Source organism: Wolbachia endosymbiont (group A) of Hedychridium roseum (genome assembly GCF_964028325.1).
In the GTDB taxonomy this organism is placed as follows: domain Bacteria; phylum Pseudomonadota; class Alphaproteobacteria; order Rickettsiales; family Anaplasmataceae; genus Wolbachia.
In genome coordinates, this window is record NZ_OZ034755.1 from 215297 (window position 1) to 228620 (window position 13324).

Below are 13324 nucleotides of genomic sequence, written 5' to 3' on the forward strand. Positions count from 1 at the left end.
AACTAATTAAAAAGATATTTTAAGTAAAGTTTTAGAAATTTATTTCTATATTTGGAAAAAGTTTAGATATGCAATCACGCTTAGGCAAATGTTGGTTTAGGGTATTACTTCTTGCAGCTTATGTGCTGATTACAGGTTGTAGTAAGAACGATATGCCTTTCCCAAGGTGCATATCTGCCGATTATTTTGGTCCTGAACCTATTGCAGTAAGCGCTCATTTTACAAACGATCACGATGCGTTTATTCCAGAAGATGGAGAAGTTATTGATCCTGAAACTGGCGAAATTAATTATGGTTTTCACCATAACCAAGTGGTGAAGTGGGAGGATACCGGACTCGAAACCAATGGAGATAGTTTAAGAGTGCGAGTTAATGGTGCATGGACATCTTGGAGCAATAATAACAAGAAGGAATCTAAAAAAGGCAGTTATACCTTACAAAGCTTGGAGCAGTTAAAATATGCAACTAAATTTGAAGGCAAGTCAGGTGATAATAGTCTACCTGACTTTCACTTAGTTTGTAATGATTATAAACCTAGCATACAAAAATTTTCAAGTAAGCCTAATGCAAGTTGCACTGTAAATTGCAAGTGCATTAATGAAGATGATAGCGCAAATACAGTATCACGTGGTGCTCCATGCTGGTTTACCAATGGTCATGGTGCTTATCTTTTGTTTCAAACGGGGAAAGATGATCCTAACGAAAATCTAAAGTTAATGCGCGATCCTCAATATCCTACTGTACATCTAGGTTATAACTCCACAGCAGAGGGCGCCAATGGACTTTTTACTTTGGACAGAGATAGCACTGAATTAAAGGACAGAAATTGTAATGAGTTGAAGTTAGAAAAGGGATGGAAAATATATGTAAAAATATTAGATAGATATTACTTAGATAATGTAGGTGGCTACTCTTTTGAGTTTTTGCATGGAGTACAAAAACCAGGTACCTTTGGATTTTTCAATGAAGTTTATCATTATCTAAAAGACACTTTATTGATCTCACCTAATAAAGATTGTAAAGGTAGTGAGTGTGCGGCTGCGCAAACTATGTTTGAGAATATAGTTAAAAAAGGTTCAAGTTTTCACAATTTTGTTCTTTCCTTGCTTGTTCTATTTGTAATGATTTCATCGCTTCTTTATCTTTTTGGCATGATACGAGAAACTAAGCATGATATGCTCATCAGAATGATGAAAATCACTCTAGTAATAGTGCTTATATCTCCTGGAAGTTTTAGATTTTTCTATGATCATTTTCTCGTTCTATACGTTAAAGGTCTTGAACAACTGATAAGTATAATTACTAATTTTGCTCCCAACATGAACACCGGAAGTATTGCTCAAGGAGATGAAGCTAAGTTGTTTAAGTTCATGGAGGACATGTTCAATAAGTTTTTTGCTTATTCTGTTTGGAAAAAGTTTGCAGCGTTTTTACATTACCAAATGTGGGCAAGCTTACTTATGATACCAGCAATTTTCATAGGGATAGTTTTATATTTCTTGCTGTGCTTATATGCTTACATAATATTTCTCTCTGGTTTTATGGGTATAGCTTTTCTTATAGCTATCATGCCATTGTTCCTGATCTCTATTTTATTTTCACCGCTGAAAAGTCTGTTTGAAGGTTGGATAAAATTCTGCATCAGCTTTTGTTTACAGTCGATTATGATATTTGCTCTCTTGTCATTACTGGCTTCCATTATAATGAATACCTTTTATAGGCAGTTAGGTTTTACTGTATGCTACAATAAATGGTTTGAGGTAAGGTTATGTGCTCCAAAATGGGTGTTTGGCGGTTTTTGTATCGTTGATAAGCAGTACTTTGGTTGGACCCCAGGGCAAATTTTCGTACCTTACACTCTTGGAGAAGCTTCTCCGCTGAACGTAGATAAGAACATAGAAGGTATAGAAAAGATAAGCAGAGAAGGTGGTACAATAAAATTTACTGGAGGCGCTGGATATATCCTGCTTCCACCGGATTACATTGAAAAAGGTTTTCGTTATATAGATTATCCTTTCTTTAATCCAATTCCTGGTACTAAAAGGAATCCAGCAGACCACTATATTGCGGGAAGTGATATAGTAGTGGATAATAACTGTAGTGCAAAGGATCTAGTACGCTTAACAAATAGTTTATCTCATGCATCAGAGAGGGCTAACATTATATTACTGATCAACAATATAGACAAAAAGATAGGTGGTATGAATAGTAAAATAACAGAGCTTTACTGTCAACCTCAGCAAGATGAAGAAAAATGTAAAAATTATAGGAAAATAGTGGATGACTACAGAAAAGGTACCATAAGACCAGATCTTAAAAGAGAGATAAAGTCTTTGGTGCAGGATGTTATTAGACGAGAGCCACATTGCCAATTACAGGATTTGCACAAATTATATAGGGATCCCAACAGTGAATACTGTCAGAAATGTAAAGATTGTGAGGATTGCAAAAATTATCAAGAAAATAGCGATTACCAAAGGGTGCAAGACATACAGAGGGGCTATTTAATCAATGCGGGGGAAATCTTTGTATTATTCTTGCTCTCATTCTTAATGTTCTCCTTACGTGAGTTTGTGCAACAAATGGGCTCAAGTATTGCCGGTGGTGGATACAGCGTTTACAGCATATCTAGCATGTATCATGCGTCACCTTTAGCTGGTGTAGCAGAAGGATTAAAGCAGAAGTGGCAAGATTTTGCTGGTGGAAAACTAGAGTCTTTAGGCAGTTGGGCTACTCATTTACCAGACAGATTAGCCGGAGGTACAGCTAATCTACTGGGTAGGATACCAAGAGTTGGAGGTGTACTGAAACATGCTATTGATGCGCCACGTAAACTTGTAAATGCTACTATTGAAGCAACAAAATTTGTGACATCGCCTGAAAATGACATTGATAAGCTTGAGGAAAAAATTTACAGGGCATTTGGAGTTGATAAAGAAGATATTACACATAGAAGGATTGGTAAATATTTAGATTATTATAAAGGATATGTAGGGTCACATTTGGGCTATACAATAGAAGATGCTATGAAGTTTACTTGGGAGCATGGCCTTGATTCTATAGGAGTTAGCCACCGTACAGGAGAAAAAGATGGTTACCAAGGTAATCTGCTCTGTAGAGCAAAATCGCATAGGCGAGATTTCTTAGAAAAACTTCATGATTACACTATCGGACGTAAGAGAGAACCAGAAAAAGACAAGCTTGATCAACCACTAAAGGAAAATAAGTCTGATCAATCAAATGAATTAGCACGAGAGTTAGGCACAGAAAAATACACTAATACTCCGGAAGATATAGAAAAACGTGCTGAAAGAGCTAGAAGAAAAAAAGAAAGAGATCAAGAAGGCGAAAATTACGACACCTCATTACTTTTTGGAGAAGATACAGAACGTGAGAATAATGAAAGGGCTGATAACAGGGGTGATAATGACGAAGAATCATAACTTTAAAGGATTAAATTATTATGGTCTGCAGCAAGACGGTGATGGTAATATAAAGTTAAATGACTACGATGACATTTTAAATGCGCGTAGGGCAAGAGTAGATCTACTATTAGACAACACACTAGACAACAATATCGACCTCACTAAATTAAATAAAGCTTTGAGTGAGAAATTTGTAGATAATCATAGTTTATTGTCTGAATTTGATAAGGAAGACAAAGAGATTGCACAAGAAAGGCTTAAGGTGTTTAATATTTTAGACAATCTTGATAATCTTGCAAACATTAAAAGTGAAGATCTATTAGAGGTTAGTTTATTACTATCAGATCTTAGCTTCGTAGAGAGAAATGTTGTACTGAATACCGATCAGAATTCCAATTTAGTAGGATTTAAAAACCTATTTGTTGAAAAAAAAGCATCTGGCGAAGAGTATAGTGATGAAGAATGTAAAAGCTTTCTCGATAACATAGATAAAATTAATACTATAATTAAGCTGGAGTTAGAAAGCAGAATTGAAGGGATAAATCATGATGAAAGAAATGATTATGGTGGTTTACAAGATGAGATTGGTCAAGCAATTAATGCAGTAGGCAAATCAGAAAAAAATAACGGATGAGTTTTGTGTTTGTGTTTTTCTTACAAGCGACTCGATAGCTTCTCTCTATTAAACTGCTAAAGCCATATTGACATTAATCATATAGTATTAAATAATTAGTTATTTTGGAGCTTATTTAGTATGCTACGCATCATTGCAGGCAAATATCGCGGAAGAAAAATAACTACAGGTAAGCATTTAGCTGCACGACCAACTATGAGTGTTGTCCGAGAAGCAATATTTAGTATACTTTCCTCAAGAAAACCTATTTATAACTTGAATGTACTTGATTTATTCTGCGGAAGTGGCTCTTTTTCATTTGAAGCACTTTCTCGCGGCGCTAAACATGCATTCATGGTGGATTCAGATTATTACAATTTGCAACTGCCTAAAAAAACAGCAGAAGATTTTGGAATTACGAACAATGTCACGCTAATTTGTTGCAGTGCTAACAAATTGCCACAACCTATTTCAAAGTGCGATGTAGTTTTTATAGACCCACCTTACAATAGCAATCTAGTTGAATCAACGTTGAATGGACTAGCTCACTCAGGCTGGTTAAGTGATGATGCATTGATAATTCTAGAGATTAGGAAAAACGAAGGTTTTGAGTGCAATAAAAACTTCAGTATAATCTTGGAACGTACCTACGGTATAGCAAGAATAATTTTTCTTTCTCTATTAACTTAAACTTGTATATGCTTTTCATTGATGGGTTTCAGTTCTATTTCCGTCAAGCTTCCAAAGATACTACTTTTACAGTAGTCTTTTAGCTTAAAATTTCTATTAAATTTACCTTTCAACAAATACTTATGTGCTTTTTCAATAAATTTATTTTCTTTTTCTTCGTAACTGGTGTATTTTGTTATATCATCATTATCCTCACGATAAACTAAATGTTCTTTATGATCAGCATGAATATTTTTGCTCTTACACTCCGTGTTTTGAGGATCGTGTTCAAGTACTATATTCCATCTAAACCATTCAGATGTGTCAGATGTGGATGAATCTGGAAGTTTACCAACGAGTTGTGCTTCCTGTGGAATTACAGTATCGCCTTTCCTGCCAGCAATTAATACAGGGCATTTTGTATTCTCTATAATCTCTCGTGAATTAAATTCCAATCCGCAACGATTAAACCAAAAATTCAAGAATTTTGCAGGAAGCCGTCTCATGAAAAAATTCCCTATCCCATGAGGAAAGTTATTAGTTGCATCCTTAAGTAAGCTATAAGAATTACTATGAATTAATGTTAAATAGATACCTTGTTTTTCAAATCTTTTTAAAACTTCTGCTGCAATTCCTCCTCCAAGAGAGTTAGTATCCAAAATTATATTGTTTGGATGCACACCTTTTACAAGTAACATGTTTACCATTGCCATTCCAGCTTGAACTAACTTTTCACCGTTTGTTAGAAATTCATATAGCGCTACAATTTTCTTTCTTTCCAAGAGGAACTCTATAATATCCTCTATATCTTTTTCCAACTCTTGATCACAAGCTTCTGCATCTCTTTTCGAATCTTTATCTATAAGTTCTTTTTTATAACGCTTTATCCACTCAGGGCTGACTTCATTTTCTAAAAAGCTTTCAATTCTGTGTACTACAAATCTCTTCTTAATAAAGTCAAAAAGCATCCATAGGCAAAGTACGATAAAACATATGGTAGCCAAAATTGATAGCACTACTGATGCAAAAGCTAACCCTGTAAGTACCTTTTTTGATTTTTGATTCTGGTATGCCAAGTATAACGACACAATAGAAGCAGTGGACAATATAGCAGAACATAACCATAGTGAGATTATTCTCCTATTGAATTTTTTTTCTTCAGCATTTAATTCTTCTTGAAAGAATCTTGGATTAACAATTCTAGAGAAATAGGGATAGTCAAAATAATGCTTAACTAACTTACTTTCTTGTCCCTTAAGTGGATTTTTACCACGAGCATTAACCTTAATACACCCAAGTACTCCAAAAAAGTTTATCACGTGTTTTGTATTTTTTTCTGGCTTGATATCACTATTGGTATGATAAATAACTTTCATTTTATCGTTAATGAATATTTAGTTATTTTAACATAAAGATCAAAAAAAACAAGAGAATATAAATATGAATAACCAGTATGATGAAAAGCTTATAAGAAATTTCCTATGATTCCTTTTAAGCGAGTTTTGAATTTTTGAAATGTCATGACATTGTTGATACGGTTATCAAGAAACGATAAAGTATCCGCAAAATCTTCTGAATAATCATTGATAAAAAAAAGTATCGTACTTAAGTACACTCCAGCTAATATTGCTCTTTTTGTATAGTAGTTAAAATCTGTTGATTGGTCATGAATGCCATACCAAATCGCGCTAATAGTTCTGTATAAAAGTTTACTAGAAAAATATGTATTTTTTGGTGATACGGAGAATGATAAAACATTTTTTAAAAGTTCTCTATAATTCGGTAGCTTAGCGTAGTTTGAAAGGCGTATTTGAATAGCTAATTTTACCCGCTCTCGCACTTTCATATCTTCTAAATTGGAATTTCTTAGTTCAGCTTCCATTGAGCTATTTAAGTCCTCTGCTATGTGCTCCAAAGCGCTATATATTCCATTCTGAAATTTGCAAAAGCTATTAGCTAGATTAAGGTCTGTGCAAATTTTTAATAGGGTTTCATCGCTTATCCCTTCAAATGGAATAACCCTAATTAGCTTATCTATTATTAACTTTATTTCATCTTGTTCCACGCAACATTATACTAAACAGCATGTGTGATTGTACCTGAGATTTTCAAACATTCTACAAAATGCTTCACCACGTTCCTCGAAATTTTTCCATTGATCAAAAGAAGCACACGCGGGAGAAAGTAATATAGTTACTTCTTCTGCGCTATTTAAGGCCTCTTCAAAAGCCAATCTGAATGCATCTTCTAGATTGCAACATCTAACATAATCTACTTTATTCTCCATAGTGTTTGCAAAGGCTTCGGTTGATTCTCCAATAAGAAAAGCTTTTCTAATCCTCGTGAAATGCTTGCTTAATGATTCTATTCCACCTTTTTTGCTTCTTCCACCAACGATCCAATTTATGTTTTCATAAGATAAGATCGCCTTTTCGCTCGACTTTGCATTAGTTGCTTTGCTATCGTTCACGAAAAACACATTTCTTATTTTGCCAAGCAGTTCATTCCTATGCCTCAGTCCTGAAAAGGACTTGATTCCATTGATAATAGTGTTGCTATCTACTCCAAGTAGCTTACATACGGCATATGCGGCTGCTATGTTTTCTGCGTTGGATATTAGGTTTATTTTCACGTCGCTTACTGATAAGCTATGACTCTCTAGTTTTAACGAGATCTTCTGGATCCGAGTAGTCAAGCACTGGGATGACAAAAGAAGTGGCTGGAATGACAAAGAGGATGACATCGAAGCTGAGATTGGAATTTTGTTTCCAGTGAATTTGTTGAATATGTCAGCAGTAATCTCATTGTCACATCCTATTACGGCAACCTCACTACCGTTTATCAGTTTTAATTTAGTTGCTATGTAGTTCTCCATACTTCCATGCCTATCTATGTGATCTGGTGTAATATTGAGCAGTGCTGAAATGTCCACGTTAATTTCATTCATCAACTCCAATTGAAAAGAGGAAAATTCAATTACATAAATTTCTGCATCTCTTTCCAGATCCAAAACAGGAACGCCTAAATTTCCACCAATAGCTACTTTTTTCCCTGCAGATTTTAATATGTGCCCTATTAGTGATGTAGTGGTTGATTTACCATTTGTTCCTGTGATGCCTATTACCTTCTGGTTAGTAGTTTTAGCTTCAAGAAATAGCTCAATGTCTGATTTTATTTTGCAATCAAATCTCCTTGCAAGTTTTACTATCCAATGTGGCTCTGTTGGCACTCCAGGGCTTAAAATCAATGCACTGATCTCATGCCAATTGTATTCCTTGGGATGAATAAAATTACATTTTTTATACATCATTTTTGCATTTGATATTTGCTCTTCATGATCATCCCATGCATATATTCTTGCACCACTCTTTATTAGAGCGTTAATGGCGGATAAACCAGTTTTACCAAGACCAAAAACCGCGACGTTTTGATTTTTGTATTTGTTTAGTTGCACTGCTAGATAACTTATGCGAACCATTTTATAAAGATATCGTACAAACTACAACAGACTTCTTGCATAGGTCACAACTGTCATTCAGTAGAAACGAAAAAACTTCCTTGACAAACTCCGCCAGCCCCCTTATTGTAGTATTAAGGGTATTTATGACTCAAAACTTGTTTTTGATCCGCGCGGGCTCAACAACAAAATTCAGTAAAAAAACTCAGGTATTTATTGGCGGATTACATAAAATTATAGCGGCTGCATGTCTTTTAAATTTTTTCTACATTCAGCCAAATCGCGCTTAAACTAAGCGTCAGCACATTATTACAGCGCCACTTACAGTAATATAGAGTCAAAACTCGCTACTCGGGGCTTCTTTTGCCTTTTTTTCGTTTGGTAAATTTCTTAAATATTTATAGCTAAACGACAACCGTCATCCCGCTACGTGTTAGCGGGATCTGGAGATACCGCGGCGGTATGACGGTCTGCGGCGGTATGACGGTTCGTGGTGACATGACGATAACCTCGTCATCCCGCTGCTTGTTAGCGGGATCTATGTGAGATACCGTGAATAAATCACGGTATGACGGTTAAGTAATTCGTCATCCCGCTACTTGTTAGCGGGATCTAGAGATACCGCGTCGGTATGACGGTCTGCGGCGGTATGACGGTTCGCGGCGGCATGACGATAACCTCGTCATCCTGCTGCGTGTTAGCGGATGAGATACCGTGAATAAATCACGGTATGACGGTTCGTGGCGGTATGACGTAGAAGCTATACTTTTATACTCACCAACTCAGTATCCAATCTGGATCCAAGTAGTCAGCTACTTGAATGACAAGAAAGGGGTACTTGGATGACAAAAAATAGGCACTGGAATTGCAAAGAGTTTGCAAATATTAGTTATTACCTGTAGAATACAGAGAAATTAGTAAGGATTTTAATAGGAATAATATGCCATCTGTTACTTTTGTTTTACCTGATGGGAGTAAGAAAAGCTATGAAGCTGCAGAGGGAGAAACTCTGCTTAATTTAGCCCACAGAAGTGATCCAGATCTGCTTGAAGGTGCATGTGAAGGCTCTCTTGCTTGTTCTACATGCCACGTGATTGTTGATCCAGAATTTTATGATGCTGTAGAAACGCATAATCCCATATCTGATGAGGAAAACGATATGTTAGATCTAGCCTTCGGCTTAACAGAGACATCAAGACTTGGGTGCCAAATAAAAATCACAAAAGATATCGACGGTTTGTGTGTAACCATACCAAGGGGTACAAGAAATATATCATTGGATAAACAGGGGAATAATTAGCTATGCGTAAGATTTTTATCTATATTATCATCTCTTTACTTTTGTTTATTCCTGTAGCGTATGGTGGTTTTTGGTATTTTTCTGCATGTAAGGTAAAAAATCTTTTAGCTGAAGCAATACTATACATTAACGACGAAAAGTTTGATATTTCACATGATTTCAGTGGACTTCCTTCTAACCTAATTTTCCGTGTGACAAACCCAAAATTTTCCAATAAGCAATTAACCATCTCATCTGATGCTTTATTGATAAAAAATAGATTGTTTGATAAATCAGTATATATCTACATACCAAGCAATGAAGTCAACATTGTTGTTCATGGTGATGAGAAAAAGAATATAAAATGCCACACAAACGATAGCAGCCACTTTGTTGTTAGACTAAATGATTTACCATCTTCATTGCGATTCAACAGAAATAGTACCGTGGTAGACTATATAGATACACTTCGTTACGCAGATTATGGATTAAAATGTGATGTTTCAGAAAATCAGCAAAGTGTTATAACTGAAGTGAATGATAAAAGCAATTACATTCAATTTCACCTCGATAAAGAACCAAGTGGAAATACTAAACTAGGATTTGATTTTTATACTTATCGGTATAAAAATACTGCAAGTCCTGAAAGTTACCTTAGTATCGACACTAAATTTGATTACGAATTTGTAAACCACATCTCAGCTTCCAGAGTTAATTTCAACATAGAGAAATTTTTAATTCAAAGTAATAATTTTTCTCTTGCTGCAGATGGTGGAATGCAAAATTATAATTTGGTTACGTCTTCATTTAAAGACAAAATCAACGTGGCTATATCAAATTATAAAGAATTAATCTCGTTTATGATTGGTGACTCAAAAACTTCAGATGCGTTTGAAAAATTAATGTCTTCCTTATCAGAAAAAACAACTGATGACAGCGTTCAATTTTCAATAAAGTACGATGATGATGTAGGGTCAAGCTTTATTGGAAAGTTATCCACCACTGATTTTATGAACCAACTCAGTAAAATAACCCAATTAACCAAGGATGAGAGCAGTAGTTAGTTTACTTTTCATATTGATATTTCACTCAGGCGTAAACGCTTTTACTCTGGATAATAAACTCAGAGATAAAAGCATGGAAAAACGAGCAACCAGTTTATTTGAAATAATAAGGTGTCCAATATGTTCTGGCGAATCATTGTCTGAATCTGGATCTCAGATTGCGTATGATATGCGAGAAGCAATTCGTAAAAAAATCAATGATGGATACACAGATGAAGAGATAATCTCAGAGTTAAAAAATTCTTACGGCAATTCAATTATAACTACCCCACCTAGCACTTACATTTTGTGGTTTATTCCACTCACAACTCTGCTTATTGGGTGTTTTTTAATACGAAAGTATATCAGTATGTCCAGTATATTTAAACCTTTTATGTAATGTAACCGTTCACAGATTTCCACTTAATTCTTCAATCTCACTAATAGAAAGGCCAGTAAACTTGACAATAGTGTTGACATCAACATTATTAGCCAGCATTGCTTTTGCGACTTCAATTTTTCCTTTCTCTATACCTTTTTCTATACCTTTCTCTTCAGCAAGATCAAGTCTGTATTCAAGAATGGCTTCTTCTTTGCGTAGATCCATTATTCTTTCTTCGTAAGCTACTAAATCTTTTTCGTTCCAACGAAACTTATCTAACTCATCATATGCTAGCTTTATTATTGGTGCCTTTTCTGCAATTTTCTTTAGATCTTCATCTGTCGTTTCTTCAGCATATTTAAAGAAAAATAGCCAACGATCTACTATGCTTTCTAGCTGTTCTACTTTGCTTTTTGTAAATTTAGGTAACTCAATAAAGACAAATTGAAAATCTTTTAAGTAATGGCCGTTGGTTTTTATATCACGTATATTATGAGTAGAGATATAACCAACTTCTTCAGGAAGTAAGTTACAATTGGAAATAGCAATAAAGAAGACTTTCTTTAAATCAATGTAGTTGCCAGATTTATCTAATTGTCTTGAGTAAGCCTTAGCAACATATAGTTGAGCGCGTTTCTCAAAACCTTTATCACGAGCCAGTTGCATCTCAATCACAAACCTATTACCAATAGAATCCTTGCAGAGAACATCAACAATACTTTGTTTATCAGAGGCAATTTTGGGATCCATGATAGTACTTAAGAATTCTACTTCTTGTATTGCACTTGCCTCAGCAAATCCTAAAATATCGTTCAAAAAGTGAATAAGGATATTCTTATTTTTTTCCGTTCCAAAGATTTTTTTGAAACACAAATCATTGCGAGGATCGAGAAATTTTGAAAGAGCCATAATGCTTGGAAAATATTAATAATTATACACTATTATTAACAATTATTCAACTATATTTTTGAAGATAGCTAGTTTCTGTATTTACTTTAAATTGAAGAAAGCTCAAATGAAAGATCGTGTTTTTCACAGAATGCAGTCTGGTTACTATATAATTTTTTGATTTTCACTTTTTTTTTAACCTTGCAATGATATTTTCTTTGCCGATAAAAATTAATAATTTAGCGAGCTCTGGTCCTGTTTCTGTTCCTGTTAAAGCTGAACGCAGCTGCATAAATAAGTCTTTTGCCTTTATATCCACTGTCTGTCGAATAGCTTTTACCCACTCTGATAATGTGTTTTCGTTACAATCGCCTTGAGGCAATGCATTGAACGCAATTTTTATAAGCTCCTTATCAAGAATCACAGGCTCTATATCAGATTTGCATATTTTCCACCACTTGGCCACCTCAGAAAACCTTTCTATATTGTTCCTTATAAAATACCAAAACTCTGAGGAGCCCACTCCAATTTGATTTAAACGTTCTTGTACAATTTCAAATGACATTTGTTGCAGCACTTTGCTATTTAGCTTGTATACTTCACTCAAGCTGAATTGTACAGATGCTGAGCTAAATTTTTTAATGTCAAATGAGTCAATCAAAGATTGCATACAGGCGCAAGCTTCAATTGGATTGGATGTTCCGAGCTTCACTAAATAACTAACTAGCGCCATTGGTTCAGTCTCATCTTCTCTTATGGACTTGATATCCAGCCCGCCTTTCCGTTTCGATATCTTGCTATCATCAAAATGTAGTAGAGAAAGGTGAGCAAATATAGGAATTTTCGCTTTTAATGCTTTAATCATTTGGATCTGAACTGCGGTATTAGTTACATGATCTTCCCCACGTACAACATGGGTTACATTAAAGTCAACGTCATCAATAACAGAAGGTAGCATGTATGTATAAATTCCATCTTCTCTTTTTACCACAGGATCGCTGATGTGACTTGTTGCAATATTTATTTCACCTTTAACTTCATCATTCCATTTAACAACTTCATTTCTATCCAATTTAAACCTGAAATGTGGTCTTCTTCCTTCTTGCTCATAATGAATTTTCTCTTGCTCAGTTAGAAGTAACGCGCTTCTGTCATATACCGGGGGAAGTCCTTGTTTTAACTGCAATTTTCGTTTAATGTCTAACTCTTCTCTTGTTTCATAGCATGCATAAACATGCCCTTCTTTTATTAACTGCAAAAACACCTCATTGTAACGCTCAAAGCGCTCTGATTGCTTAAAACTTGCATCCCAATCTATGCCAATCCATTTTAGGTCTTCTATGATATTATTTATATATTTGACATCTGAACGCTGAAGGTCAGTATCATCAAAACGGAGTAGAAATTTTCCATTTTGATTACGTGTGTACATCCAACAAACCAAAGCAGTCCGTACGTTTCCTACGTGGAGATAGCCAGTTGGGCTTGGAGCGAATCTTGTTAGCATTTAAATAGCAATATTGTAAAATAATAACTTATTTACTCTAATTTATTTTAATTTTATATAA

At 34.9% G+C, this 13324-nt stretch carries 11 protein-coding genes; 6 read left to right on the forward strand and 5 right to left on the reverse strand.

All coding sequences use genetic code 11. The features are described from left to right. Positions 1-68: 68 nt before the first annotated feature. From ABWU23_RS00985 to rsmD, 3 genes are all read left to right on the forward strand, one after another. Complete coding sequence (locus ABWU23_RS00985; protein WP_353270648.1) at positions 69-3443, forward strand: type IV secretion system protein; 3375 nt, start codon at positions 69-71, stop codon at positions 3441-3443. Next, complete coding sequence (locus tag ABWU23_RS00990) at positions 3427-4059, forward strand: hypothetical protein (RefSeq protein ID WP_253309160.1); 633 nt, start codon at positions 3427-3429, stop codon at positions 4057-4059. Before ABWU23_RS00985 ends, ABWU23_RS00990 begins: the two co-directional genes overlap by 17 nt. Positions 4060-4179: 120 nt before the next feature. Beyond that, positions 4180-4728, forward strand: a complete 549-nt coding sequence (rsmD, locus tag ABWU23_RS00995; protein WP_253309159.1) for a 16S rRNA (guanine(966)-N(2))-methyltransferase RsmD — start codon at positions 4180-4182, stop codon at positions 4726-4728. Here the strand turns inward: rsmD and ABWU23_RS01000 are convergent. The 3 genes from ABWU23_RS01000 to murD form a co-directional block, all read right to left on the reverse strand. Further along, complete coding sequence (locus ABWU23_RS01000) at positions 4725-6083, reverse strand: hypothetical protein (RefSeq protein ID WP_353270649.1); 1359 nt, start codon at positions 6081-6083, stop codon at positions 4725-4727. The genes rsmD and ABWU23_RS01000 overlap by 4 nt on opposite strands. Before the next feature lie 89 nt (positions 6084-6172). Then, positions 6173-6772: a COQ9 family protein gene (locus ABWU23_RS01005; protein WP_264329272.1), complete on the reverse strand. Its 600-nt coding sequence runs from the start codon at positions 6770-6772 to the stop codon at positions 6173-6175. A 6-nt stretch (positions 6773-6778) separates the two neighbouring features. Continuing rightward, positions 6779-8185, reverse strand: coding sequence for a UDP-N-acetylmuramoyl-L-alanine--D-glutamate ligase (gene murD / locus ABWU23_RS01010; RefSeq protein WP_353270650.1), 1407 nt, complete (start codon positions 8183-8185; stop codon positions 6779-6781). Positions 8186-9104: 919 nt separating this feature from the next. Here murD and ABWU23_RS01015 point away from each other — a divergent pair. Genes ABWU23_RS01015 through ABWU23_RS01025 form a run of 3 tightly spaced genes read left to right on the forward strand, consistent with a single transcriptional unit; the run spans position 9105 to position 10886 of the window. Further along, complete coding sequence (locus ABWU23_RS01015; RefSeq protein ID WP_064125547.1) at positions 9105-9464, forward strand: ferredoxin family 2Fe-2S iron-sulfur cluster binding protein; 360 nt, start codon at positions 9105-9107, stop codon at positions 9462-9464. Positions 9465-9466: 2 nt separating this feature from the next. Continuing rightward, positions 9467-10507, forward strand: a complete 1041-nt coding sequence (locus tag ABWU23_RS01020) for a hypothetical protein (RefSeq protein WP_353270651.1) — start codon at positions 9467-9469, stop codon at positions 10505-10507. After that, positions 10491-10886 carry a cytochrome c-type biogenesis protein CcmH gene (locus tag ABWU23_RS01025; protein WP_264735675.1) on the forward strand — a complete coding sequence of 132 codons (396 nt, stop codon included), beginning with the start codon at positions 10491-10493 and terminating at the stop codon, positions 10884-10886. Before ABWU23_RS01020 ends, ABWU23_RS01025 begins: the two co-directional genes overlap by 17 nt. Before the next feature lie 9 nt (positions 10887-10895). Here ABWU23_RS01025 and ABWU23_RS01030 read toward each other — a convergent pair whose 3' ends face one another. Both ABWU23_RS01030 and gltX read right to left on the reverse strand, forming a co-directional pair. Then, positions 10896-11777, reverse strand: coding sequence for an Rpn family recombination-promoting nuclease/putative transposase (locus tag ABWU23_RS01030; RefSeq protein ID WP_353270652.1), 882 nt, complete (start codon positions 11775-11777; stop codon positions 10896-10898). A gap of 163 nt (positions 11778-11940) precedes the next feature. After that, the gene (gene gltX / locus ABWU23_RS01035) at positions 11941-13263 is read right to left on the reverse strand and encodes a glutamate--tRNA ligase (RefSeq protein WP_264687925.1); all 1323 of its coding nucleotides are present in this window, start codon (positions 13261-13263) and stop codon (positions 11941-11943) included. Positions 13264-13324 lie beyond the last annotated feature (61 nt).